This is a genomic window from Bacillus sp. SRL543 (assembly GCF_984799205.1).
In genome coordinates this window covers 3,926,429-3,950,522 of record NZ_OZ481794.1, presented here as the reverse complement: position 1 = coordinate 3,950,522, position 24,094 = coordinate 3,926,429, and the positions used below count along the sequence as shown (strand labels likewise).

Sequence of the window (24,094 nt, the reverse complement as noted above, 5' to 3'; positions counted from 1 at the left end):
GGAAGATAATTATGCATGGGGGTCATGAAGGCATGGAGAGTAAACGAGGCAAGGTATGGCTCGCTGTTTCTGGATTAGTTGTTTCCCCGGAGGGAAAATGGCTTCTTGTAAAAAAGAAGTACGGCGGGCTGAAGGGCAAATGGTCGCTGCCTGCAGGTTTTGTCAACCCCGGGGAGACTGCGGATGAAGCAGCCGTAAGGGAAGTGGAGGAAGAAACGGGCATTGCATGCAGGCCGATCGGCATGATTGGGCTGAGGACCGGTGTGATCCGCGGTGAAATCAGCGACAATATGATCCTATTTCTGATGGAGCCTGTAAAAGGCCAGAGTATCATTGTCCAGGAGAGCGAGCTGATGGATGTGCAGTATATAGACCCGGGAGAGGCGGCGGTTCTTGAAGAGGCATCGGTTCTCCTCAAGTATTTGACTGAACTTAAAGAAGGGGCGGCCAAACCGCTGATAGACGGAGTAAATCCTGGCGACCATTTTGGATACTCCGCATATAAACTATTTTTATAATTTTCAGAAATTATCAGCATTCATTAGATATTGTAAGATAATCTGACATGTATGCGTTTACAGAAGGGCTTTTCCCGCCAATATGAAGCTTTCCAATTTCCTCTATTCTTGGTATATTATCAGAAAATTCAGTACGGAAGAGGAGATGAGCAGGATGGCAGCAAAGACTTATGAAAACAAAGAATGCGACTATTGTTCAGGGAAGGGTTATTTCCAGCTTTTATTAGGCGGCTCTGAAACATGCACCTGCTGCAACGGTTCCGGTAAAAAGAAAGGATAAATCAAACCCTGCTGACGGCAGGGTTTTTCCATGCCAATATAGCTTTCATGAAAAAGTTCACGAGTTCCAGACGGCACCGTTATAGATGTTATTCACAAAATTAAAATTGACTACCCTTCTGCCATTCAGTACACTTAAAAGTGATGTTTTAAGGAGGTACTGCCTGTGCAGATGACGATTTTTGTGTTGCCAATTTCAATGCTGCTATTCTTCGTTTTATTTTTTGGAATCGGTTTTATATTGAATATGCTGCTTAGAATGTCCTGGATCATGGCCATTATATATCCAATCATCGCAATCCTGATTGTTGACCAGGTTCGTTTCATAGAATATTTCACCAACAGCAGTGAGGCATTTCCTGAGCTGGGAAGGCTTTTGTCAGAGCTTGCCATGGCTGATGTCCTGATTTTGAGCAGCGGGATGGCCGGTGCGGTCGCTGCCGGCATCACGATCAAAATGCTGAGAAGCAGAGGCTACAGGATGTTTTAATGTAAAAGCATTCCCATATCGGGAGTGCTTTTATTTTGTTTTTATACATATGTATTTACTTTTGGATGTGCTGAAATGCATGTGAAATAAAGTTTCAAACGAATGAGCCCATAATTAACATGGAATACTAACAGAATCCTACTTTTAAATGTAAAAAATGTTGACAATCGCGGTTCAGACTCTCCTGAATCTAAAATTTTTCATTTTTTTTTTTGAAAACAGACCTCAAAGACTGAAACCTTGATACAGCAGGCTTCAGAAGGGCTTTGCATTTCGGCGGAAAACCGCTGTGCTGCCAAAATTCAATTCCTCCCAGGAATACTTTTTCTAAAGTTGGGAAATGATTAACTTGGGAGGAGTGAATTATTATATGAATAGACTAAAAAAATGGACTAAGCGCATCATTATGTCAGTTTTATTTTTAGGGGCACTGCTTACCACCTTTCAATCCATATCCGGAGTAGGCGCCAAAACCCTTGAGTCTTATCAGTACGAAGGCGGCGGGGCAGCAGCTGAAATGGAAAACTTTGCTTTCTTAGACCATACATATAAAACAATGGGACTTGCCTACAAATATCTTCCGAGGCTGGAAGCGAATGAGCTGATCTCCTCAGCCGAGGCGGTTACTGCCGAACCCCGGTCACTGGAGGAAGCTTTCAACTGGTCGCAGTACCCAGCCAAATCTGTGGTGGCGACCGGCTATACAGCCTATTATGAATCGACAGGAAAAAATCCTGGACACCCATCCTTTGGCATTACATACTCTGGTGTCAAGGTAAAACGGGACCTGTATTCCACAGTAGCAGCCGATCTCAATGTTTTTCCGATCGGCACCATCCTGTTCATCCCTGGCTATGGATACGGAGTCGTAGCTGACAAAGGCGGCGCAATCAAAGGAAATAAGCTTGACCTTTATTATGAAACCGTAGAAGACGTCTACAGCAGCTGGGGCAAAAAAACGCTGGATGTCTATGTAATTGAAAAGGGCGACGGAAGCCTAACTGAAGACGAACTAAGCGCCCTGAACGAAAACGAATCCATGCAGGTATTCCGCCACCAGTACAGGACTGTGGAGGAATAGAAAAGCGGAAAAGCCTTGTTCAGACCCGACAAGCATAAGACGCTTCAGGATAGAAGGTGTTCTTTGCCTTCAATTCTGAAGTGGCTTATGACTCGAGGGGCTAGGCTTTGGAGCTGGATCAAGAAAAGCGGAGGCGGCTGTTCCAATAAGGAACGAGGAGCTGAAAGGCAAGGAGCTTAAGCCAGTCGCAAATAAAAGCGAAATAAAAACTGAAACCCGCAAATAAAGCAAAGATAACAATAAAACGATAAGAAGAGGGAGGCCGAATAAAACGGCCTCCCTCTTCTTATCGTTTTAAAAGCATTCCGGATGCAGTATACGGGCGAGCTTTTCAGCGCCTTCAATCAGGCGCGGGGAAGGGCGGCAATACAGTTCTTCCTCCAGTACGAGGATTCTTTCCTGTCTGACTGCCTCAAGTTCATTCCATCCAGGCCTTTTCATGACAATCTCCGGCTTTACCTTCTCTTTGCGCACACCTACCCATGCAAGGCAAATATAATCAGGCTGGCGGCGGAGGACATCCTCCCAATCTGTCTGGACGCTGGCGAGTTCCACATCCCTGAAAAGGTTGACTGCGCCGGATAGCTCGCTGATCTCAGTGAGCCAGTTGATGCTTCCTGGGGTGAAAACCGGCTTTGGCCACCACTCCCAGTATAGGGAAGGCCTGTGTCCGGCGCCTGTCATTTTTTCCTGCAGGCTTTTAATGTTCGACATGAATTCTCCGGCAGCCTTTTCACCCAATTCAGGATATCCGGCAGCCTCGGCGGCTGTACCCAGATCCCGGGAAATATCGTCAAGGCTTTGGGGGTTAAGGGTGATGAAAGGCAGGTTTCTTTTCTTTAATTCCTCAATATTTTTCTCCATTCCCGGCACGCTCAAGGATGCCAGTACAAGATCAGGCTTCAGCGCCTCGACCTTATCCATATCAATTGACAAATCAGGCCCGAGCCTTGGAAGGTGAAGCACTTCCTCCGGCCAGTCAGAATAGTCATCGATCCCGACCAGAAGGTGCGTCAAGCCGAGGTAAGCAATAAGTTCAGTGTTGCTGGGGCAGATAGATACTATTTTCATAAAAATCTCCTTATAGATTAACTAGCATATCGAGAACCAGGGTCAAAGCAATCCCTGTCAGACCGCCGAAGAATACTTCAATCGGCTTGTGGCCCAGGAGCTCCTTCAGTTCTTTCTGTTTTTCCTTTTCGGCCTTTTTCTGCCATACCTTGGCTTCCTCGACGAATTTATTAAAATCGTTTACAAGCTGATTCAGGACAATGGCCTGTTCGCCTGCCTGCCTTCTTACACCGGTTGCATCGAACATCGTGATGATGGCAAATATGGCTGCCACCGCAAAAACAGCTGAATCCATTCCGGTTTCCAGGGCCACTCCCGTGGAAAGGGCTGTGACGGCGGCCGAGTGGGAGCTTGGCATGCCTCCCGTGCTCGTCAGGAGTGACCAATCCAGTCTCCTCGTCGCAATATACTGAATGGGCACCTTTACAAACTGGGCAAAAAAGATTGCGGCCATTGCAGACCATAAGGGGAAGTTGTGCAATAAATCCATCTGGAAACCACCTTTTCATTTTTTTGCTGTCTGACAGCTGTCTGGCCGGCTCTGGAAACAGGAAATTGGGATTTCCCAGCCAGCATGAGCTGCAGGGCGGAGTGCCCTTGTTTTTTTTATACCCGCCGGGGCGGAAGTTGAATACTGTAATTTATGTACATCTGATATGATATGGATAACCGGGAGTATGAATACATTCTGTGCAGGGGTGATTGCATGCTTTATCCCAAAGAATACTACGAATTCTTCATCTGTTTTAATGAAGGTGACTATTACACTTGCCATGACCTTTTGGAGGAAATGTGGATGGAAGACAAAGCCAATCTGTTTTTTAAAGGGCTGCTGCAGATGAGTGTGGCCATCTACCATTACGAGTACGGCAATGTAAAAGGCGCCAGGCTCATGATGCGGGCTGCCCATTCTTATCTCCAATCCTACAGGCCGTACCATTGGGGGCTGGACCTTGAAAAGGTGTACGGGTTCATCTCTTCATGCCTCTCCATTATACCAGAGGCTATAGATACAATTCCTTATGAGGAGGTAAAAACCCTTCCCTCCCTGCCTGATATCTATTTATTTTTGGAAGATGATTAGATTCTCGAAATAAATCACTTTATCCGATATAATAAAGATATCAATACTGGAGGTGAGCAGAATGTATACAATCAAACAGGATTTGGATTTCAGTGCCGTCCATGAGGCACTTGTCATCGGATTGTTCGATAAGCCTGCCAAGCTTGAAGGCAATCTGGCAAAGGCAGATGAGATTTTTGAAGGAAATCTGACAGAACTGATGAAAAGCGGAGACATTTCAGCTAAGAAAAAAGCAGTTTCCAAAATACATACATTTGGCAAAACAGGAGTCAAAAGGATTTACTTTGTAGGACTTGGAAAAGAAAAGGATCTGGATTTTGAAGTGTTAAGGGAAGCTTTCGGAGGAGCCTTTAAGCGCTTGAAAGAAGACAGGCTGCAGGAGGCTGCACTTTATCTTGACTCATTCACAGCAGAGAATACAGATGCAAATGATGCGGCGCATGCTGCAGCAGAAGCTTTCGAGCTTTCAGCATATGCGTTCCAGGGCTATAAGCAAAAATCGAACGAGCCTGAAAAGAAAGTCGAAAGCCTGACAGTCTACAGCACCGAAGATGAAGCAGAAATCAAGGCTTCGCTTGAAGTCGGCACCGCTCACGGAAAAGGGACAAACTCCGCGAGGACGCTCGTAAACCTTCCAGGGAATATGCTGACGGCAACAGATTTGGCGAAATACGCGCTTGAGCTTGCAGGCAAGTATAATTTCGAAGCGGAAATTCTTGAAAAGGAAGATATGCTGAAGCTCGGCATGGGCGCACTTCTTGCCGTCAACCAGGGATCTGCAGAGCCGCCAAAAATGATTGTCCTGAAATACCAGGGCAGGGACGAGTGGACCGATGTGGTTGGACTGGTCGGAAAAGGGATCACTTTTGATACGGGCGGCTATTCACTTAAGCCGAAAGACGGAATTGTCGGGATGAAGACCGATATGGGCGGAGCCGCCGCTGTGCTTGGCGCCATGGAAATCATCGGTGAACTGAAGCCGGCACAGAATGTCGTGGCAGTCATTCCGTCCACAGACAATATGGTGAGCGGCACAGCATTCAAGCCTGATGATGTTATCACATCCATGAGCGGAAAAACGATTGAGGTCCTGAATACAGATGCAGAAGGGCGCCTTGCCCTTGCAGATGCTGTCACCTATGCGAAGCACCATGGAGCAGGCTATCTGGTTGATGTAGCGACTTTGACAGGCGGAGTGATCGTTGCGCTCGGCAATGATACAACCGGCGCACTGGCCAATAATGAGGCACTCTATGAGCAGGTGCTCGAAGCGTCATTTGAAGCAGGGGAGCCGATCTGGAGGCTTCCATTATTTGAAAAAGATAAGGCGCGCATCAGGAGCAGCAAGGTTGCCGATCTGAACAACTCTCCTGGCCGTGCAGGCCATGCCATTATGGGCGGCGGCTTTGTCGGTGAGTTTGCAGAAGGCACTCCCTGGGTGCATCTTGATATCGCCGGAACAGCCACTGTTGACAAGGCGCATGATCTCGGCCCTTCCGGTGCCACCGGAGTGATGGCCAGAACACTTGCCCTAATGGTAGAACGGTTTGAGCCGTTTGAATAAAGATTAATCTGGCCTGCCCCTTAAGGGGGCGGGCTTTTTTCCATTTTTTATATAGTCCCAGCCCAGCCAGCTGCCTCCAATCCCTGGAAGTTTCCCGGAATAATTGACAGGCTAGTTCCTGTGTGGTATTTTAGTATTTGTGTTTTAGTTCTTTACCGATTTATCGGAGTAAAGTATTTCTATAAAAGCAGCTGCTGCTCACAATAAGAGCTGGCTGGCTGCTGAAAACACGCTGCACTATTCATTCCATATACTTACTGGTTTTTTGCATCAAGAGAGGGGATTTAATATGAATGCAGTTATTGCAGCTGTGCTTGTGATGCTGCTGCTGAGCCTTTTGCGTGTGAACGTTGTGTTTGCACTGATTGCAGGGGCATTGGTTGGCGGTTTGACTGGCGGGCTGTCTGTAGATAAAGTGATTGAAGTGTTTACAAACGGACTTGGAGGCAGTGCCGAGGTGGCCCTCAGCTATGCGCTTCTTGGCGGGTTTGCCGTTGCCATATCCAAAACCGGGCTTCCGAACTTAATGGTGGACTGGGTGCTGGGGGTTGTCGGCAAAAACGGCGGATCTAAAGGAAAGGCCTATTCAAAGGCATTAATCGTTTTTGCGATTTTATTGATGGCCTGTTTCTCCCAGAATCTGATTCCCATTCACATTGCCTTTATTCCAATTTTAATTCCGCCGCTTCTTCATGTCATGAATGAACTGAAAATCGACCGGCGCCTGATTGCTTCTGTCCTGACATTCGGGCTGACTGCACCTTATATCCTGCTGCCGGCAGGCTTCGGGAAGATTTTTCATGAAATATTGGCCAGCAATATGGCTGACAGCGGGCTTGTCATTCAAATGGCAGATATCCCAAAAGCGATGCTGATCCCGACTGCCGGTCTTGCAGCAGGCCTGATTATTGCAGTATTCTTCTCATACCGTAAATCGAGAAGCTATGAGACTATCGAAATCGCTGCTCCGGAAAAAGGAAGCTACTCAAAACTGGCGATCCTGTTTTCCATCCTCGCCATTGTCGCGGCACTCACAGTTCAGATCATCCTGGACTCTATGATATTCGGGGCGCTGAGCGGCATCGTGGTCATTTATATCAGCGGAGCGATACGCTGGAGGGAAGCTGATGCCCTGTTGACCGAGGGAATGAAAATGATGGCTTTCATCGGGTTTGTCATGCTGGCGGCCTTTGGGTTTGCTGATGTACTGAAGGAAACCGGAGATGTTGAAAAGCTTGTTGAGCAGGCAGCGGCAATTATCGGCGGCAGCAAGCCTCTTGCAGCTTTCCTTATGCTCCTTGTCGGCCTGCTTGTGACAATGGGCATCGGCTCATCATTCTCAACTATCCCGATTATTGCGACGATCTTTGTCCCGCTTGCCATGGAGCTTGGCTTCAGTCCAATGGCGACTATTGCCTTGGTCGGAACAGCCGCTGCTCTTGGAGACGCAGGATCGCCGGCATCAGACAGCACGCTGGGACCGACGGCCGGGCTGAATGCGGATGGACAGCATAATCACATCTGGGATACATGTGTGCCAACCTTTGTGCACTATAATATTCCGCTGATTGCCTTTGGCTGGATTGCAGCAATGGTCCTATAATCAAATAGAGGGGTTCCTGTAATGGAGCCCCTCTTTTTGCATATTCCTGTGTATTGACAGAAATATAGGATAATATATCTTTACATATGTGAGTAAGTGGGGTGATTTTGCATGTATTTCGGAAAGGTTAGGAAAACAGACAGCGGCCGTGTCCCGCCGAACCAGAATGTGACCGCATCTTTTCCGGTCCTGCACTATGGCAACGTTCCTTATTATTCTAATCTGGATCACTGGTCGCTGCGGATCTTCGGGACTGTGGAAAAGGAAGCGGTCTTCAGCTACAGCGAACTTCTGAAGCTGCCGCAGACAGAGTCCGGTAATGACATCCATTGTGTCACAGGATGGTCAAAGCTGGATAATGTGTGGAAAGGTGTAGCGGCAAAAGAGATTGCCAGGCGGGTAAAGCTTAGGGATGAAACGTCATTTGTCATCCTGCATGCCGAGGAAGGATGGACGTCCAATCTGCCGCTTGCAGACTTCCTGAAGGAAACCAGTCTCCTGGCACACTCCCATAATGGCGAGTCTCTTACCCCGGAACACGGCTTTCCGCTCCGCGCCGTCATACCGCATCTTTACTTCTGGAAGAGTGCCAAATGGCTCCGCGGAATCGAGTTTTCTGCTGTAGACAAGCCTGGATTCTGGGAAAGAAATGGGTATCATAATTATGGAGATCCCTTCAAAGAAGAAAGGTTCAGCTTTGATTGATCTGTTCATGGAAAAAACCTCATCCCTTTTGGAGATGAGGTTTTTTTTATAAAGGACAAGCCTCACTATTAGCTGCAGCATCTTTTGAAATAATCTGCAAACACAATTGAGGCAAACCCGTAATAGCTGCAGTGGCTTGTTGGTCTAAGAAGCTTCTCATAATTCAAAGTATAGAACATCATGATCCCTCCATTGTTCAGATTCTTAATTGCCGAAAGGCTCCGAGTGCTGATGAAGCCAATCGGTCAGATAAGGAGGAAGCTGTCCGCCTGATGCAAGATTGGCGTGCCCTCCATGCTGCAAATGAAAAGTCCTGTCTCTGCTCGAAACAAGTTTGATCACAGGCTCAACCTGTTCTCTGGGAACCAGCCTGTCTCCTGCTGTGGCAACAGCAAGCAGGTTTGCCTGGATATTAGCCAGGTCGGCTTTTTTTCCGTCGATGACAAGAGAGCCGTCCATCAGGGAGTTCCTTCTCCCGAGCTCATGGAAAATCTGTTTCAAGGCTGCTCCGGAAAAAGGAATATGGCCCGTTGTCCATGTGTTGAACCTCAGCCATTTTTCTGTGTATTTCTCATCATAAGAGCGGTTTAAAAGAGAGAGGTAGTGAGATAAGTAGATAGGAGAAGTAAGCAGCCGCATGCCGGCTTCCATAAAGGGTGCCGGGATGATTCCGAGCGCATCAATGACAGCATCGAAATCGGCCCTGCCTGTTGAAACGGCTTCAATCCACTCATCATAGGCGGGCAGGATGCTGAAATCAATTGGTGTCACAAATAGAACCAGGTTCTTGATCGGCTCCTCTGAGATGCTTGCATAGATGGCTGCAATGGTCCCGCCCAGGCAAAAGCCCATGACTGTCAGCTCCGATGCCCCTGAGTGGCTGAGCGCCCTTGCTGCGGCTTTCGCAATATAATCCCTGATATAATCGGTGATCGTCAGGTCCTTATCTTCATATCCCGGGGTGCCAAAATCAATAAGATACACATCATAGCCTTTGTTGACAAGGACCTCGATCATGCTTTCATTTGGTGCAAGGTCCAGGATATAAGGCTGGTTGATGAGTGAATAAATCAGGAACATGGGAGTGCTGTATTTTCTTTCTGCCGGGGGATAATGCCATAAGACCGCTTTGTTCTTTTTCCAGACTGCTCTCCTGAATGTGCATCCCTGTTCGGGCTTTGCTGCCGAGAGTGTCCGGAAGAAACCTCTCCATCTCTCCTGTTCCTTCCCGGACCAGAATCCATTGGAGCTGCTGCTATTATCTCCCATTATTTTTCGATCCTTTCAAAGGCAATCCGGATTGGATTTCAGCATTTTTCTGGAGGTTATCCAGAAGGATACTGAGTGCCCTGGACCGTGCTTTCCTTCTCTTCTCAGCCGGACTGCCTTCAGCTTTTGTCCTGGAAGCCGCAGCTCCTGAATCAATGCCAGATTCCGGTTTGGGGGAAGATGTTTTCAATTTCAGATTCTGTCCTGCTTTAAAAGGGTCCATAGCCAGGCTGGCCGGCTTTTCTGGAAAGCCTGCAGAACCAAGCATCTCGACCGAATTTTTAATTTCCGTAAGCGTATTGGACAGTGTCAGCATTTGTTCATCAAGCTGATCGACTTTCTCTTCAACCTGAATGGCAAGCTTCGCCACACGAGCCACATCGTTTTTTGTAGGAAAGTTCAAAGGTATGGAAAGCAATTCTACTATGTTCCGGCTTTGGGTGATCATGTTCGCGATTACAGCTGAATTCGAGCTGGCTGAAAGCAGAAGTTCTTCTTTATTCAGCTGCTTTTTTATCAGCTCATTCAATTCAAATTCAAGCTTCATTCCTAGTTTTTTGATTGAACTGAATAATTCCTGCGCTTGTTCATTTGACATTCGCCTGCTCCTTTCCGCTGTTTTTCTAGATGGTTGCCATCAAGCCTCCATCTACTACAAGCGTATGGCCTGTCACGTAATCAGAAGCACTGGAAGCCAGAAACAGGGCTGTTCCCTTTAAATCCTCATTCTTGCCAAATCTTCCGGCAGGTATCTTTTTCAGCAATATTTTATTGGTTTTTTCCATGGATGCCGTCATCTTTGTCGGGAACAGGCCCGGGGCAATGCTGTTGACCTGGATGTTATAGGGGGCGAGCTTCACGGCCAGATCCTTTGTCAGCACCATCAGCGCCCCTTTGCTTGTGTTGTACGCCGTTGTATCCAGGAAACCGGAAGGAGCTCCCCTAAAGCCTGTGACAGAGGCCATGTTGATGATTTTTCCGCTTCCCTGATCCTTCATGGCCCTGGCTGCGGCTTGTGAAAATAAGAAGGCACCTTTTAAATTCACATCCATCACTTTGTCCCATTTGTCTTCCGGATAGTCCAGGAGCGGAGCGATCCAGGATGTTCCGCTGTTATTGACCAGGATGTCAAGCCGGCCGAAATGGCTGATCGTTTCAGCGATGACAAAGCTGATATTGTTTTCATTGGTTACGTCGCATTCCAATGCCAATGACTGTGCTCCCAGGGAAGCCAGTTTCTTGGTTACAGCCTGGCACGCCTCAAGATTCCTGGAACAGACGACTACATTTGCTCCTGCCTCTGCAAGGGCATAGGCCATTTGTTCGCCAAGTCCCCGCCCGCCGCCTGTGACGATGGCCGTTTTACCGGACAAATCGAAAAGCTCTTTTGTGTTCATATAATATCCCTCCTTCTTGGAACAGCTGTAAGGCTTCATAAGATGAATTTTGTAATTCCCTGCAGGCTGCCGATTTATGCTTCGATATATTATAGACGAGCCATCATGCAAAAGTGCAGAAAATGGTTGTTCTCCCAGAGCCTTTTCTTGCCCCGGGAAAGTATAAAAACAGTCTGTTTGGGAAAAATCAAAATGGAAGATTTCTGATATGCAGGGAGGCGGCCGGATGGATGAAATGCAGATAAGGGAAATTTTTGATGAAGCAGGATATCGTGCACTTGGGCAGTCATTGAGCTTCAAGCTTTGGCTTTCAGGGGTGATGGAGCATTCCGGGCCAGGAGATAATCCGCTGGAACTCCTTCTCGAAGCCTGTTCATTCGAAGATGGTGAGCCGATCCTCTTCGATCAATTTCTGTTCCAGCTCCGGCTGGTCAGCTCTGCAGATGAACGGAATTGCCTTCCCATTGGCTATTGGCAGTGAAAATAAGAAGCAAAGAGGTGCAGACATGCAAAAAAATGCAAGAGGATATGTCCAGGACTCTTATGGGTCACTGAATCAGGCGAAAGATGCCCTTCACCAGGCGTTATCAACGGTCGAAGAGGGGTCAAACCGCCAGCGCATCGAGGAATCCCTCCAGGCTGTGGAACAGGCATTGCAGGCGTGCGGACAAACCGCAGATATCCTGGAACAAAAATAAAGCTGAAAAACACAGGGGAAGCCTCCTGTGTTTTTTTGCGGGCATCCCCGCCCGCAGGGGATGCCCCGAATGGCAGACAAATGCCCAGTCCAAAAGGCATTCGCCTGCATATGTAGTAGTGTAGGGAAGAAAAATAAGGAGGTAGACCTTTTATGCATCCATATAGAGCGCCATATTATGCTGGAGGCGGCGGTTCAAGGTTTTTCTTTGGGGCGCCGTTTGTAGGCGGATTGCTTGGGGGGCTTGTCGGCAGTGCACTGTTTTATCCGCGGCCAAGGCCTTACTTTTACCCGCCGCCGCCATTTTACGGCCAGCCATACGGTGGAGGATATCCGTATTACTGATTCCACGAAGTGAAGGATTCCAGTGCCATTTAACAATACACTCTCTCTTTTAAAGCTCTCTTGAACAGAGAGCTTTTTCTATGTGAAAAATAGATCAGGTTTCAATACATTGCTTACATCCATCTGAGCTTTAAGGTAAGGCTGCAGCACTGGCCCTGGTCATCCTTTGCTTCAAATGCCAAAGTGAGCCCGTCCGGTGTATACGTGACACGGGGCTGGGACTTTATCCCGGTTGCCTTGATCATTTCTTCTGCTTTTTTTGTCTGTGATTGCTGGGCAGCTGACATCAGGTCATTGGAAAACTGCTTTGAAGTGGCCATCCTGTCAAGCAGTGTACTGGCATCCCTCATTAAAGCCTGCATATGCTTGGCAGAGCTCATAAAGGTGGCAGGATTGACAGAAGGAAACTGCCTCATGCCGGCTGTATAATTAATATGGCGGGGAGGCGGAGGGAAATGGCAAACAGGCTGCGGGTAGCGGCCGATGCTGTTCCTTCTTCCATAATAATGGTGTGGAAACATCGTTTTGGCTCCTTTCAGGGAACATGATACAGGGTGTACCCATACCTTCCATTTATATGCGGGTGCTCCCCTTCTTACGATTGCGATTGAAAAAAACACCATGACAGCCGCATTAAACGGTTATGTGCTTTGCGGGAAGGAATATACATTTAAGAAGCATGGGAGCGTAAGGGTTTGGATTCGTAAAGATAAAAGAGGGGTAAACAGGGGTAATGGAGAATTCTTATTAAAGAATAGCGAGGGGAGCTGCTGAAGATGGAGCTGGATTATATTTTGCTGTTAATTGAAGAAAACGGCTATATCGGCCTATTCTTATGGCTCTGGTTCGGCGTCTTCGGCATCCCCGTCCCGAATGAAGTCATTGCCATGACAGTCGGGCTGGTTTCCTCGATGAGGGTGCTCCATCCTCTGGGGGCGTTTCTTGTGACATATGCGGGCATGACTGCCGCACTGACGACCTGCTATACACTTGGCCGGTTTATCGGCCGGCCCCTGATCAGATATTTCCACAAAAGAAAGCGGTTTGCAAAAATCATTGATAACTCTTTGAGACTGATGGATAAGCATCATGCCTTTTCCCTTTCCCTCAGCTATTTCATACCGGGGCTCCGCAGTTTTGTCCCTTTCCTCTATGGATTCAGCAGGCTTCCATTCAAAACATTCGCGCTGTTTGCCTTCAGCGGGGCGCTGCTCTGGCTCGCGGTTGCTTTCACTTTGGGCTATCTGTTCGGCGACCATATTGACGCCATCATCCTTTATGGAAAAGAGGCTCTCTTTGCCGGTGCTGTCTTTGCGCTTATCATTCTCGTCATCAAGACCCGCAGCAAAAGAAAAAAAGAAAAGCAGAGGCGTCTCGCGTGAAATAAGCAAAAAAAGAAAAAGGCAGCTGTAAGGCTGCCTTTTGTGCACTAATAGTGATGGCGGTGTTCAACAAGATCAATGGCTCCCAGCACGATATGGGCAAGTCCGAAGCCGACAATGGTGTCGGACAGCGTGCTGTCCGACCTTTCTGGATTGCTTTAGCGCGTAGCCAGTAGCCGTTACAGCTGTACCAAGAACTGCTGGAATTAAACCTTCACGGATATGATCCATCAATGAACACCCCTGTCTGTGATTTCGTCCATGCCTTTGCGGCACTCTATGGACATCTTTAGTTTGCCGCAGCCCGCTGATTTTATTTAAGAAGTTATAAATTTGGCCTTCGCTGACTCTGCAGGAGCACCCAGCGGGCCAGCTTAAGACCCTTGGAAGGGAATTACTTCGGCAGGTTGTCTGCCGCTGCGATTGAAGTTATAGTAAAAGTACATACATAGTCATGCACCATGGTTATAAACATGGAGGGGGAAATATAATGATGAAATTGGAGAATACGCTAATACATGCCTTGGGGATCGAAGTGACAGAGCTTGGGAAAGGGCATGTGACAGCGACCATGCCGGTGGATGAGAGGACCAGGCAGCCTTTTGGGCTTTTGCATGGCGGCGCCTCGGTTGCTTTGGCTGAAACGGTGGCCAGCATCGGGGCATTTGAATTGGTGGACCAGGAAAAAGAGGCGGTTGTCGGCCTTGAGATCAATGCCAACCATATCAGGGCAAAAAAAGACGGAGTCGTCACTGCAGCTGCCACTGTCCTTCATCAGGGAAAATCAACGATGGTCTGGGATATCAAAATCACTGATGAAGAAGGGAAGCTTGTGTGTGTTTCAAGATGCACAATGGCGGTCATTCAAAGGAAATAACAGCATCCGGCCATAAGAATAAGAAGAAAAGCCATGAGGATTCCCTCATGGCTTTTCTTGCTTAACACTTACTTGTGAACCTTTTTTTGTTTTTAAATCATCCTGGACGCTTACATCCGCTAATGGGACACCTGCGTTATATGCTGCACGGCTGATCAGGTGGCCGGCAACAGGGGATGTCATAAAGATAAATATGATACCAAGTATGAGCCTTGAGTTGAAATGTCCTTCTTCTGCATAAAAATAAAGGAAGGTTCCCAGCAGGACGGACATGACACCCAATGTAGCGGCTTTGGAGGCGGCGTGGTTCCGTGTGTATACATCAGGAAGCCTGATGACCCCAAATGCTGCCACAAGGCTGAGAAAGGCTCCTATCAGGATCAGGACAATGATGATGATTCTAATGATCTCGATCACGTTCGATAATAACCCCCTTTTCCAAATACTTCGAGAAGGCGACCGTGCCGATGAATGCAAGGATTCCGATCAGCAGGATGATCTCCAGGAAAGCATTGGTTTTCAGCAAGATGGAAATGAGTGCAATGACAGCAACAAGATTGATTCCGATGGCATCGAGCGCCACGATTCTGTCGGGTATGGTCGGCCCTTTGATTACACGGTAGATGAGGCCGACCATGCTAGCGGAAATGCAGAGCAGTGAAATCTGTACAATCACTTCAAGCATCACTTGCTCACCTCCATGATTGCTTTTTCAAAAGAATTTTTGATGCTGCTGATTGATTCATCCACATCGCCAATATCCATGGCATGGATATAGAGGACTTTATTATCATCGGAAACATCGATGACCAGAGTCCCTGGCGTCAAAGTGATCAGCCCTGAAAGGACCGTGATTTCCCAATCCTCGGTCAGCTCTGTTTCAAGTGCAAAAATGCCGGGCCTGATATCCAGCTTTGGCTTCAGGATCACTTTCAGTATAGCGATATTGGATAAAATCAGCTCCCTCATGAAGATCAGCAGCAGATTAAGGACAGCCGCGACCCGGAGCAGATAGAAGCGGGAATCAAAGAACCGCCTGAAAGCATAGATGATCAGCAGCCCGAAGAAATAGCCGACAAGGAATGTTACGGGGTCATATGAGACCTTCAGGAACATCCATACAAATGCTAGAAAGAAATTCAGTAATATTTGAAATGCCATATCATTACTCCTTTAAGACTGCATTGATATAAAGATTTGGATCTGAAAGAGTTTCAGCAGCCTGCGAGATATAAGGATAGATCACTTCTGTCCCGACTCCCATAAATACAGACAGGGCAGTAAGCATTACCGGAGCAATGAGCAACGTCCGTACAGGGGCTTTATCTTCATTTTTGTAGGAGCGGGGGGTTCCCCAGAATCCATTGATGAAGATTTTCATGACTGAGAACAGCACCAGGAGGCTTGAAAGCAGTACGACCCCGGCTCCCCAATAGCGGCCGGCTTCAAATCCTCCCTGGACGATCAGGAGCTTTCCGATAAAGCCGCTTAGGGGCGGGATCCCGGCAAGAGCAAGGGCTGCGATGAAATACGTCCAGGCAAGCCCGGGGTACCTTTTGATCAGCCCGCTGATATGGCGGAGATTGCTTGTCCCCGTAATAGTGATGATGATTCCGGCAAGCAGGAAGAGCGCTGCTTTAATGATCATATCGTGAATGATGTAAAAGAGCGACCCGGCCAGTGAATCCGGAGTCATTGCCGCAATCCCGAATACGATGACCCCGACGGCGACAACAATATTGTAAATGATGATTCTTTTGACGTCCCAGTATGCAATTGCCCCTATTGCACCAAAGATGATGGTCAGCACAGCGAGTATGCTGAGAATTTCATGTGTATACCCCTGATCATGATAAAAGAAGAGGGTATACGTCCTCATGATGGAGTAGACTCCTACCTTGGTCAGCAATGCGCCGAATACAGCCATGACCGGGACAGGCGGTGCATAATAAGATCCCGGGAGCCAAAAGTAAAGCGGAAATATGGCGCCTTTCAGCCCGAACACGATGAGGAAGAGGACAGCTACCACCGTTAAAATGCCCGGCTGTCCGGACGCTGCGATTTTCACGGAAATATCGGCCATATTCAAAGATCCTACAATAGAATATAAATAGCCTACTGCAATGACGAACAGGGCTGATGATATGACATTCACCAGAATATACTTGATGGATTCCCGAAGCTGGATCTTCGTCCCGCCGAGAACGATCAGGACATATGATGCCATGAGCATAACTTCAAAGAAAACAAAGAGGTTGAAAATATCCCCTGTAGTGAATGCTCCGTTGACACCAACGATCAGAAATTGGAATACAGGGTAATAATAAAATTTCTCGCGGTCAATGCCGATGGATCTGAAAGAATAAATCAGGCAGGCCAGGGATATCAGGCTTGTTGTCAAAACAAGCAGGGCAGAAGCCATATCAGACACGAGAGTGATTCCGTACGGTGCCTCCCAGCTGCCCAAATCGATTGTCTGAATGCCGTCATTGTGAACCTTTTGCACAAGCACGAAGGCAGCTGCAGCCGTAAGCCCGGCAGATATTCCGGAAATCCAGCGCTGTGCAGGGACATTTTTAGCGAGAAAGATTAAAAGGATCGCTGTTGCCAGCGGGATTAGAATGGGAAGCATTAATAAGTTAGTCATTTCCTTCTTTTCCTCTCAATCTTTCCATATTATCTGTGCCAAGTTCCTGGTAGGCGCGGTAGGCCATAACCAGGAAAAAGGCTGTAACGCCAAAGCTGATAACGATGGCAGTAAGGATCAGGGCCTGGGGGATGGGATCAGCATACTTCTCAGCATGCTCGCCCAGAAGCGGCGCGGCCCCCCTCTTCAAGCCGCCCATGGTAATCAATAGAAGATGGGCGCCATGGCTTAAAAGACCTGTTCCAATGATTATTCTCAACAAGCTTTTTGAAAGCATCAGATAAGTGGCAGACATAAACAGAATGCCAATCAGAACGGACATTAATATCTCCATTATTCATCCTCCCCTATTGTTTGAATAATGGTCATCGTGACTCCGACAACGACAAGGAATACACCGGTATCGAACAGCACTGCTGTGTGCAGGGATGTTTTTCCGAGCAGCGGCAGATAGACATCGGTAAATTTGTGGGTCAGGAACGGGACATTGAACAGCAGTGACCCTGCCCCGGTACCCACGGCAAATAAAAGACCGGTGGCAATCATATTTTTATAGTCGATCGGCAGAATATTTGCGACTGTCTTCATATCAAAAGCGAGCAGGAGCAGCACGATGGCACCCGATGTCATCAAACCGCCGACAAACCCGCCGCCTGGATAATAGTGGCCGGCAAAGAACAGATGGATCGAAAACAGGATGATGATGAACAGGGCGACCTTGGTCACTGTCTGCAGTATGATATCGTTCGTTTTCACCCTTCATTCCTCCTTGCCAGGCGAAGCTTGATCATCGCGAAGATGCCGAGGGCGGCGATCCCGAGAACGCATATTTCAAACATGGTATCAAAGCCCCTGAAGTCCACCAGTATCACGTTGACCATATTTTTTCCAGCGGCTTCTTTATAAGTGTTTTCAATATAGTATCCTGCAATAGAGTCAACAAGCTTATTGCTGTGGGCAGAAAGGGCGATCAGCGTGACGATGGCGCCAACTCCGATCGATACTGCAAGATTGACTGCTTTAAAGCGGATTCTCTCTTCATTCCGCTTCAGCTTCGGCAGGTGATAGAAGCAGAGCAGGAAAAGCGAGACAGACACAGTTTCAATGACAAGCTGAGTCAGAGCAAGGTCTGGCGCCCTGAATAATACAAAGAACAAAGCTACAGTATATCCTACTGCACCGAGCAGGATGATCGATGTCAGCCTTGACTTGGCAAACAGGATTGAAATGGATGCAGCGGCAATGATCAGCGCCAGCAGCACTTCATAGAAGCCGATTGAAGAAAGATCATTCGTGCTCAGCTTGAAAGCATTCTTCCAGACAAGCGTCGTGCCCAGCAGCAGAATAAAGAATGTAAAGATGTACACAAGATATGTACGGATAAACCCGTTCATATAGGTTCTTGTCAGGTTTGATGAGAAGATTTGCATCCCTTCTATGCCGCCATCATAAAAGCGGTTGAGTGCAAGCTTCTCCGGGAACAGATCGTAAATCTGCCGCCACTTGTCCAATGTGGTATAAAGAAGGACGCCAAACGCAATGACCCCAAGCGTCATGAAAAGCTCAGGAGTGAAGCCATGCCAGAAAGAGATATGGACGTCGAACACAAAGCCCGGCATGATCACTCCGAGGGCTGGAGAGATAATCGCGCCAGACAGGATATTCGGGAAGAATCCGATGATAACGACCAGCGAAGCAAGGATAATAGGCGAAACAAGCATCCCGAAAGGAGCTTCATGCGGTTTTTTATCGAGCTTCTCAGGCTGGAATTTTCCTGTGAATGTCTTAAATACAAGCACCATGCTGTAGATGAACGTAAACACGCTTGCGATCCAGGCAAGCACAGGAAATAAAATGCCCCATGTATCAAGATTGAAGATATCCACTTCAAGGATGCGGACCATTCCGGTAAAGAACATTTCCTTGCTGAGGAATCCATTGAACGGCGGCAGGCCGGCCATTGAAAAGGCCCCGATCAGCGCAAGAGTGAAGGTGATCGGCATAAAGCTCATAAGTCCGCCGAGCTTGCGGATATCCCGTGTCCCGGTTTCATGGTCAACGATGCCGACCACCATAAAGAGGCATCCTTTAAAGGTGGCATGATTGATCAAATGAAACACTGCCGCAGTTGTAGCAATTGTATAGAAGCTGTCTTCCACTGTATCGTAATGCAGGGCAGCTGCACCGACTCCAAGGAGGGACATGATGAGCCCGAGCTGGCTGATGGTTGAAAATGCAAGGATCCCTTTAAGGTCTGTCTGCTTGACGGCAGAAAAGGAACCCCAGAACAGCGTAACGATCCCGAAGGATGCAACAAGCCACAGCCAGATGCCTGATTCTGCAAAGACCGGGCTCATCCTGGCTACTAAATAGATGCCTGCTTTTACCATTGTCGCTGAATGGAGGTATGCACTGACAGGCGTCGGCGCCTCCATCGCGTCAGGAAGCCAGATATGAAACGGGAATTGCGCCGATTTTGTAAAAGCCCCCAACAGAAAGCACAGCAGGGCAGGGACAAAGAACGGCTTTTCCATGATTTCAGAGGCCATCGGGACGATTTCGGAAATAGAGAAAGTTCCTGTCATCAGATAAAGCAGGATGATCCCGCCCAGCATGGCCAGTCCGCCAAGGACCGTGATCATCATCGATTTCTGGGCGCCGTAGCGGGATTTCTCTCTGTGGTACCAGTAGCCGATCAGCAGGAAAGAAGAAAAGCTGGTCAGCTCCCAGAACGCATACATGACAATCAGGTTATCGGAAAGGACAACCCCGAGCATAGCCCCCATGAACAGGAGCAGATAAACATAAAAGGTGTTGAGCTTTTCTTTTTCCTTGGAAAGATAATAGATGGAATACAGCACTACGAGAGAACCGATGCCTGTGATCAAAAGGGCAAAAAGAAGCCCGAGGCCATCGACCCTGGCTGTAAAATCGATCCCGAAGGATGGAATCCAGGACAGTGTTCTGCTTACCGCCCCATTTGATTTTGTTTCCGGCAGATAGCTTATGAAATAGCTGAAAAGCAGGATGGGGAGGGGCAAAAGGAACCACCCGGTATGTATTTGCCTGAAATATTTATAGAAGAACGGTATAAATATGGCAAACAATAATGGCGAAACAATCGCCAAATGCAGCAAAGACAACAATATGACCTCCTTTATGATTGTAAGCGCACAGAATTGGTGCATGTGAGTCCTTGTCAGAAAAAAATTGATACATATCAAAGGCCTTTTCCCATTTGCGGCTGAAATTATTCCGGCTTGTAAAGAAAAGCTGTTAAATAGAAATGCGTATGTATACAATTATCTCCAATCTTTGTTATAAGATGCTCCACAGTTTACCTGCTCTTAATTTATGCCAGGGGAAAAAAATTCCTCCTGGAGATTGCCTCTCAACAAATTATAACCTAAATAGCACGGTCGTGCATTTGAGGAAACCTTATGCCGCAAGGATTCTCCCAACTTTATTAAATAGGTAGAAACAGGTTGGAAACCGGAAAAAATTTCGAAAAAAATCTGTATAGAAATAATGAAATGCATGCAAACTACGACTAGGTGGTGGTTTAGCATGCATAAGAAAATACTCGCATCCATAATCCTTTTTGGGTTTCTGTTTGCAGGTGCATGGATGCTGGAAGCAAAGGACAAAAGAGAATTTTTTTACTCTGATACAGAAGAAGAAATTGTGGAAGTCATGCCGGCTGATGCTGGCCAGGGCCTCAATAAAAGAAGAATAAAAGCGTTTGAATCAAGGGAATATGTAAGGGTGGAAGCGGGATGACGCGTGTTTTGCCCTATAAATAAAGAGAGGATGAATAGCTCATCCTCTCTTAAATCCGGCCCGCTGCCTGGGAGCCCGATCTGCTTTTATTATGAAAAATCATGATCAGAACCGGCACGATGATGATGGTGGATAGCAGCAGCAGAAGCATTGCAAGCGATGCAGGTGTCAGCACCTTCGTAAAATCGTGCATATATTTTTTGAAAAACTGTTCTACCCCGGAGTTCCCCATCACATTTACAGAAGACAGGAATTCCTTCTTTTCAAGATCATAATAATACATTTCTCTTTTCTTAAAAAAGAAAATGGAATCGCGTTTCAATTCGAACTCAGTAAAAGCCACTGCGATTTTTGTGGAATATTCCTCAATTTTCTCCTCATTTTCCGGTGTGGCAGAATCATCTGTCTGGATGATCTTTACCACGTCTCCATCAATTGCGACAAAGTCCTTGATCTCTGCTGAATCTTCATGATAATAATGGACAGTGCTTTTCATGTGTTCTTCCAATGCCCCGTTGAATTCCTGCATCTCATTGGGTGTGGACGCTGCCGGCCAATTCCAGGCAATCAGGAGGCAGGCTGACAGAAAAGCGGCGGGCAGGCAGAATATCATTTTTTTCATTTTTTAATCCCCCTCTATGTTAGCGCTTTCATTATTAATATCTTATTAAAGAACTTCTGCTTTTAGAGCAGATTTTTTGCCAGTTTCATATGTGCTGCCTGTACATCCGGCCGGACGGGCCGATAATGTAATTAGGGACTCTGTGACTAAGGGGGCTTCATATGAAAAATAAGTATTTGACCAGCTACTTCCCTTTAATGGCGATTTTGTTATTCAGTTTGTCTTTTTCCATCTTAGCGGAGCAGGAACTGCAGGTGTGGCTTGTTGGAATCGGCGTGTATGAAGGCATGAAGGAGTTCTTTCCCGAGACTGGCATTAAGCTGGCACTGATCATTGTCTGCATGGCCTGCTGCTTTATGGTGTTTGCTGCCTTGAAGCTGATTGCAGACACGATCAATGGGCTTTCCCTGCTATTCTTTTCGAAAGATGAAAGCGGGGAAGCAATCGCGAGAAGCCGGAGCGGATCGGTCATATATCTAACTGGCGGGGCATTATCATTGTTTAGCTTTTACAGCTTTTACGCTATGCTGGGGATTTTTCTTGCAGCGACTGTCATTTATTTTATCTACTTTGTTTATATTTCAGGCAGCTCTTTCTCACCAGCCGGACTGATCGGGATCATTTTCTTTCAGGTCATTTCCTGGGCTTCATTGCTTTCCTTTCTTTTGTTTTTAACTTTGAAGCTTTACAACAGCGTATTGGAAAGCCTCCCTGTATAAAGGGCACAGGCAAAAGCAGCAGGGTGCTGAAGGCATCTCTGCTGCTTTATTTTTTCACGATATCCTTCCAGATTAATAAGTGCGGCGCCAGCTTTTCGTATGATTCCATGCTTTCCGGCCGGTCCTTTCCGACCCAAACTGCTGCCGTATATTCATCGGTGAGCCCCGCGAACCAAAAGTCTTTATAATCATTGGTGGTTCCGGTCTTTCCCCCTGTATAATCTCCTGGAAAATAGGCTTTCCGGCCGGTTCCTGATGAGACTGTTTCCTGCAGCAGCAGCCTCATTTTATCTATAGTTTCCTTGCTCCAGATTCTCACTGGCTGGTCTTCCCATGCATACAGCAATATACCGTCTTTATCTGTGATCTTTTGGATGGCTCTTGCCGGCTGATAAGAGCCTTCATTGGCAAAGGCGGTATAAGCCCCTGCGAGCTCCAGGGGGGAAACACCCCTGCTGAATCCGCCTATTGCAGCAGCAAGGGACTGATCTGGTTTTCCTACTTTACTGAATCCGAATTTGTCCAGATCCTTGAAGCCTTCTTCTATTCCTATCATGCTCAGAAGCCTGACCGCAGGAGTATTATAGGAGTGGATAAAGGCCTGCTCAAGGCTCACCTTTCCATAATATTTGCCGCTGTAATTATGGGGGCAATAGCCGCTGATGCAAAGGGGGCCGGCATCTACCTTGGAATTTACCGCAGTGTGTGTCCTTTCCAGGTAAGGAGCATACACAAGCAGAGGCTTGATGGCAGAGCCTGGCTGCCTGAATGCCTGGTAGCCTCTGTTAAAGTCATATTTCCTGTAATGCCGCCCGCCTGTAAGGGCAGCCAGTCCGTGGGTGCTGCTCTTGACGACAGCAGCTGCTGCTTCTGCCTCCTGATCAGGCAGATGGGCGGAGGCTGCATCCACTGCTTTTTGCTGAAGTTCAGGATCCAGCGAGGTGTGAATGATCACTCCTGATTGGAGGACCTGCTCCACTTTGCTATCCAGCTCTTCCTCTGAATCAGAGGGGATTCCTTCCTTGCTCCTGATCAATTCCCTAAGCTCAGCCTCGGCGTATGTTGTGTAATCTGGATAAAGGTCGATCCTGTCCGCCAGTGTGAAGGTGATTCTTTCGTCTTTCAGGGCCTCGCCATATTCGGGTGATATCTCCCCTTTTTCGGCAAGCAGGCCGATCAGCAGCTCCTGCCTTTTTTTCGTCTTTTCAAAATGTTTAGCGGGATTGTACATATCAGGATTGTTCGGGATGGCAGCCAAGAAAGCCAGCTGGGCATCGGAAAGCTTAGCGGCGGCTGTTTGAAAATAAACCTTTGAAGCAGCCTCGATTCCGTATGCACCGTTCTGGAAATAGATGCTGTTCAAATAATAAGATAGTATCTCTTCCTTGGAGTACGTCCTCTCCATTTGATAAGCGTACAGCAGCTCCGTCAGTTTGCGGTTATAAGTCTGCTCATGGGTCAGGTACAGATTCCTGGCCAGCTGCTGTGTAATCGTGCTGCCGCCTTCTTCAATCGTGCCGTTATCTGCATTTGCAGCAAGTGCCCTGCCAATCGCAGCTGGATCGAACCCCTTGTGCTCGTAAAAACGCTCATCCTCAGAGGCGATGACCAGCTTTTTCAAGAATTCAGGAATCTCTTCTGCTGCAAGCGGAATGCGGTTATAGGGAGTGAAGATTTCAGAAATCACATGGCCATCCTTGTCAGTCATCAGGCTTGTCTGGGGAAAAGATGCTGCCCCTGTCACTTCAATCCTGCTGTCCAAAAAGCCGGGAAGGCTTTCCAATCGGCTGGCTTCATCCGCCGTTTTATAGACAGACAGCATAAAGAAAGGCAGGATGAAGGCGATTGCCAGATATCCCGTCAATGTTTTCATCGGTTTCTCCGTTTCTTATATAAAATATGGCAATCATGCCGGACTCGAAAAAGTGCTATAAGTATTATCGTCATTATTACTTTCTTTGTGA

30 protein-coding genes and 1 pseudogene are annotated in these 24,094 nt (G+C 47.4%); 15 read left to right on the top strand and 16 right to left on the bottom strand.

Going from position 1 to position 24,094, the window contains the following annotated elements; all coding sequences use genetic code 11:
• Positions 1-32: 32 nt before the first annotated feature.
• The 4 genes from AC4E8B_RS20225 (at position 33) to AC4E8B_RS20210 (ending at position 2,368) form a co-directional block, all read left to right on the top strand.
• Positions 33-518: an NUDIX domain-containing protein gene (locus tag AC4E8B_RS20225; RefSeq protein ID WP_490215172.1), complete on the top strand. Its 486-nt coding sequence runs from the start codon at positions 33-35 to the stop codon at positions 516-518.
• A gap of 154 nt (positions 519-672) precedes the next feature.
• On the top strand, positions 673-798 hold the full coding sequence (locus tag AC4E8B_RS20220; RefSeq protein WP_490215171.1) for a YuiA family protein: 126 nt from the start codon (positions 673-675) through the stop codon (positions 796-798).
• Positions 799-969: 171 nt separating this feature from the next.
• Positions 970-1,287 (top strand): YuiB family protein, encoded by a 318-nt coding sequence (locus tag AC4E8B_RS20215; protein WP_490219801.1) that lies wholly within the window; start codon positions 970-972, stop codon positions 1,285-1,287.
• Between the two features lie 370 nt (positions 1,288-1,657).
• Positions 1,658-2,368 carry a 3D domain-containing protein gene (locus AC4E8B_RS20210; protein WP_490215170.1) on the top strand — a complete coding sequence of 237 codons (711 nt, stop codon included), beginning with the start codon at positions 1,658-1,660 and terminating at the stop codon, positions 2,366-2,368.
• 294 nt (positions 2,369-2,662) lie between these two features.
• Here AC4E8B_RS20210 and AC4E8B_RS20205 read toward each other — a convergent pair whose 3' ends face one another.
• Complete coding sequence (locus AC4E8B_RS20205) at positions 2,663-3,439, bottom strand: cobalamin-binding protein (RefSeq protein WP_490215168.1); 777 nt, start codon at positions 3,437-3,439, stop codon at positions 2,663-2,665.
• 10 nt (positions 3,440-3,449) lie between these two features.
• Complete coding sequence (locus AC4E8B_RS20200) at positions 3,450-3,929, bottom strand: divergent PAP2 family protein (RefSeq protein WP_490215166.1); 480 nt, start codon at positions 3,927-3,929, stop codon at positions 3,450-3,452.
• A gap of 216 nt (positions 3,930-4,145) precedes the next feature.
• Between AC4E8B_RS20200 and AC4E8B_RS20195 the strand changes: the two genes are divergently transcribed.
• The 4 genes from AC4E8B_RS20195 to AC4E8B_RS20180 all read left to right on the top strand — a co-directional run bounded on the left by AC4E8B_RS20195 (position 4,146) and on the right by AC4E8B_RS20180 (position 8,395).
• The gene (locus tag AC4E8B_RS20195; RefSeq protein WP_490215165.1) at positions 4,146-4,523 is read left to right on the top strand and encodes a DUF309 domain-containing protein; all 378 of its coding nucleotides are present in this window, start codon (positions 4,146-4,148) and stop codon (positions 4,521-4,523) included.
• Positions 4,524-4,584: 61 nt separating this feature from the next.
• On the top strand, positions 4,585-6,087 hold the full coding sequence (locus AC4E8B_RS20190; protein WP_490215163.1) for a leucyl aminopeptidase: 1,503 nt from the start codon (positions 4,585-4,587) through the stop codon (positions 6,085-6,087).
• 289 nt (positions 6,088-6,376) lie between these two features.
• The gene (locus AC4E8B_RS20185) at positions 6,377-7,690 is read left to right on the top strand and encodes a Na+/H+ antiporter family protein (protein ID WP_490215162.1); all 1,314 of its coding nucleotides are present in this window, start codon (positions 6,377-6,379) and stop codon (positions 7,688-7,690) included.
• Between the two features lie 111 nt (positions 7,691-7,801).
• The gene (locus AC4E8B_RS20180) at positions 7,802-8,395 is read left to right on the top strand and encodes a sulfite oxidase-like oxidoreductase (RefSeq protein WP_490215160.1); all 594 of its coding nucleotides are present in this window, start codon (positions 7,802-7,804) and stop codon (positions 8,393-8,395) included.
• Positions 8,396-8,599: 204 nt separating this feature from the next.
• Here the strand turns inward: AC4E8B_RS20180 and AC4E8B_RS20175 are convergent, their stop codons facing one another.
• Genes AC4E8B_RS20175 through AC4E8B_RS20165 form a run of 3 tightly spaced genes read right to left on the bottom strand, consistent with a single transcriptional unit; the run spans position 8,600 to position 11,061 of the window.
• Positions 8,600-9,664, bottom strand: coding sequence for an alpha/beta fold hydrolase (locus AC4E8B_RS20175; RefSeq protein ID WP_490215159.1), 1,065 nt, complete (start codon positions 9,662-9,664; stop codon positions 8,600-8,602).
• Entirely contained in the window at positions 9,654-10,262 is a 609-nt protein-coding gene (locus AC4E8B_RS20170) for a hypothetical protein (protein ID WP_490215158.1), read from the bottom strand. Before AC4E8B_RS20170 ends, AC4E8B_RS20175 begins: the two co-directional genes overlap by 11 nt.
• 25 nt (positions 10,263-10,287) lie before the next feature.
• Positions 10,288-11,061: an SDR family oxidoreductase gene (locus AC4E8B_RS20165; RefSeq protein ID WP_490215156.1), complete on the bottom strand. Its 774-nt coding sequence runs from the start codon at positions 11,059-11,061 to the stop codon at positions 10,288-10,290.
• A gap of 226 nt (positions 11,062-11,287) precedes the next feature.
• Here AC4E8B_RS20165 and AC4E8B_RS20160 point away from each other — a divergent pair, with 226 nt between their 5' ends.
• The 3 genes from AC4E8B_RS20160 to AC4E8B_RS20150 all read left to right on the top strand — a co-directional run bounded on the left by AC4E8B_RS20160 (position 11,288) and on the right by AC4E8B_RS20150 (position 12,103).
• Entirely contained in the window at positions 11,288-11,542 is a 255-nt protein-coding gene (locus AC4E8B_RS20160; RefSeq protein WP_490215155.1) for a hypothetical protein, read from the top strand.
• Positions 11,543-11,567: 25 nt separating this feature from the next.
• Positions 11,568-11,759 (top strand): hypothetical protein, encoded by a 192-nt coding sequence (locus AC4E8B_RS20155; protein ID WP_490215154.1) that lies wholly within the window; start codon positions 11,568-11,570, stop codon positions 11,757-11,759.
• A gap of 152 nt (positions 11,760-11,911) precedes the next feature.
• Positions 11,912-12,103: a hypothetical protein gene (locus tag AC4E8B_RS20150; protein WP_490215152.1), complete on the top strand. Its 192-nt coding sequence runs from the start codon at positions 11,912-11,914 to the stop codon at positions 12,101-12,103.
• A 113-nt stretch (positions 12,104-12,216) separates the two neighbouring features.
• Here AC4E8B_RS20150 and AC4E8B_RS20145 read toward each other — a convergent pair whose 3' ends face one another.
• Positions 12,217-12,624 (bottom strand): YuzC family spore coat inner layer protein, encoded by a 408-nt coding sequence (locus AC4E8B_RS20145; protein ID WP_490215150.1) that lies wholly within the window; start codon positions 12,622-12,624, stop codon positions 12,217-12,219.
• Positions 12,625-12,879: 255 nt separating this feature from the next.
• Between AC4E8B_RS20145 and AC4E8B_RS20140 the strand changes: the two genes are divergently transcribed.
• Positions 12,880-13,485 carry a DedA family protein gene (locus tag AC4E8B_RS20140; protein ID WP_490215148.1) on the top strand — a complete coding sequence of 202 codons (606 nt, stop codon included), beginning with the start codon at positions 12,880-12,882 and terminating at the stop codon, positions 13,483-13,485.
• Positions 13,486-13,532: 47 nt separating this feature from the next.
• Here AC4E8B_RS20140 and AC4E8B_RS20135 read toward each other — a convergent pair.
• Positions 13,533-13,716 (bottom strand): annotated as a pseudogene (locus tag AC4E8B_RS20135) (asparagine synthase).
• A gap of 262 nt (positions 13,717-13,978) precedes the next feature.
• On the opposite strand from AC4E8B_RS20135, the gene AC4E8B_RS20130 reads away from it, so the two are divergent.
• A complete protein-coding gene (locus AC4E8B_RS20130) occupies positions 13,979-14,362 on the top strand; it encodes a PaaI family thioesterase (protein WP_257992251.1) in 384 nt (127 codons plus the stop codon).
• Between the two features lie 45 nt (positions 14,363-14,407).
• Here AC4E8B_RS20130 and mnhG read toward each other — a convergent pair whose 3' ends face one another.
• Genes mnhG through AC4E8B_RS20095 form a run of 7 tightly spaced genes read right to left on the bottom strand, consistent with a single transcriptional unit; the run spans position 14,408 to position 20,152 of the window.
• On the bottom strand, positions 14,408-14,779 hold the full coding sequence (gene mnhG, locus AC4E8B_RS20125) for a monovalent cation/H(+) antiporter subunit G (RefSeq protein ID WP_490215146.1): 372 nt from the start codon (positions 14,777-14,779) through the stop codon (positions 14,408-14,410).
• On the bottom strand, positions 14,763-15,047 hold the full coding sequence (locus tag AC4E8B_RS20120) for a Na(+)/H(+) antiporter subunit F1 (protein WP_490219800.1): 285 nt from the start codon (positions 15,045-15,047) through the stop codon (positions 14,763-14,765). The genes mnhG and AC4E8B_RS20120 overlap by 17 nt, the downstream gene beginning before the upstream one ends.
• Entirely contained in the window at positions 15,047-15,523 is a 477-nt protein-coding gene (locus AC4E8B_RS20115) for a Na+/H+ antiporter subunit E (RefSeq protein WP_490215144.1), read from the bottom strand. The genes AC4E8B_RS20120 and AC4E8B_RS20115 overlap by 1 nt, the downstream gene beginning before the upstream one ends.
• Before the next feature lie 4 nt (positions 15,524-15,527).
• On the bottom strand, positions 15,528-17,009 hold the full coding sequence (locus AC4E8B_RS20110; RefSeq protein WP_490215142.1) for a Na+/H+ antiporter subunit D: 1,482 nt from the start codon (positions 17,007-17,009) through the stop codon (positions 15,528-15,530).
• Positions 17,002-17,343, bottom strand: a complete 342-nt coding sequence (locus tag AC4E8B_RS20105; protein ID WP_490215140.1) for a Na(+)/H(+) antiporter subunit C — start codon at positions 17,341-17,343, stop codon at positions 17,002-17,004. The genes AC4E8B_RS20110 and AC4E8B_RS20105 overlap by 8 nt, the downstream gene beginning before the upstream one ends.
• Positions 17,343-17,765: a Na(+)/H(+) antiporter subunit B gene (locus AC4E8B_RS20100; protein WP_490215139.1), complete on the bottom strand. Its 423-nt coding sequence runs from the start codon at positions 17,763-17,765 to the stop codon at positions 17,343-17,345. The genes AC4E8B_RS20105 and AC4E8B_RS20100 overlap by 1 nt, the downstream gene beginning before the upstream one ends.
• Positions 17,762-20,152, bottom strand: coding sequence for a Na+/H+ antiporter subunit A (locus tag AC4E8B_RS20095; protein WP_490215137.1), 2,391 nt, complete (start codon positions 20,150-20,152; stop codon positions 17,762-17,764). Before AC4E8B_RS20095 ends, AC4E8B_RS20100 begins: the two co-directional genes overlap by 4 nt.
• A 424-nt stretch (positions 20,153-20,576) precedes the next feature.
• On the opposite strand from AC4E8B_RS20095, the gene AC4E8B_RS20090 reads away from it, so the two are divergent.
• Positions 20,577-20,789, top strand: coding sequence for a hypothetical protein (locus AC4E8B_RS20090; protein WP_490215136.1), 213 nt, complete (start codon positions 20,577-20,579; stop codon positions 20,787-20,789).
• Positions 20,790-20,838: 49 nt separating this feature from the next.
• Here AC4E8B_RS20090 and AC4E8B_RS20085 read toward each other — a convergent pair whose 3' ends face one another.
• Positions 20,839-21,411 carry a hypothetical protein gene (locus AC4E8B_RS20085; protein WP_490215135.1) on the bottom strand — a complete coding sequence of 191 codons (573 nt, stop codon included), beginning with the start codon at positions 21,409-21,411 and terminating at the stop codon, positions 20,839-20,841.
• A 161-nt stretch (positions 21,412-21,572) separates the two neighbouring features.
• On the opposite strand from AC4E8B_RS20085, the gene AC4E8B_RS20080 reads away from it, so the two are divergent.
• Complete coding sequence (locus tag AC4E8B_RS20080) at positions 21,573-22,130, top strand: DUF5366 family protein (protein ID WP_490215134.1); 558 nt, start codon at positions 21,573-21,575, stop codon at positions 22,128-22,130.
• A gap of 46 nt (positions 22,131-22,176) precedes the next feature.
• On the opposite strand, the gene AC4E8B_RS20075 is transcribed toward AC4E8B_RS20080, so the two are convergent.
• Positions 22,177-24,003 (bottom strand): transglycosylase domain-containing protein, encoded by a 1,827-nt coding sequence (locus tag AC4E8B_RS20075; protein WP_490215133.1) that lies wholly within the window; start codon positions 24,001-24,003, stop codon positions 22,177-22,179.
• Positions 24,004-24,094: the final 91 nt, after the last annotated feature.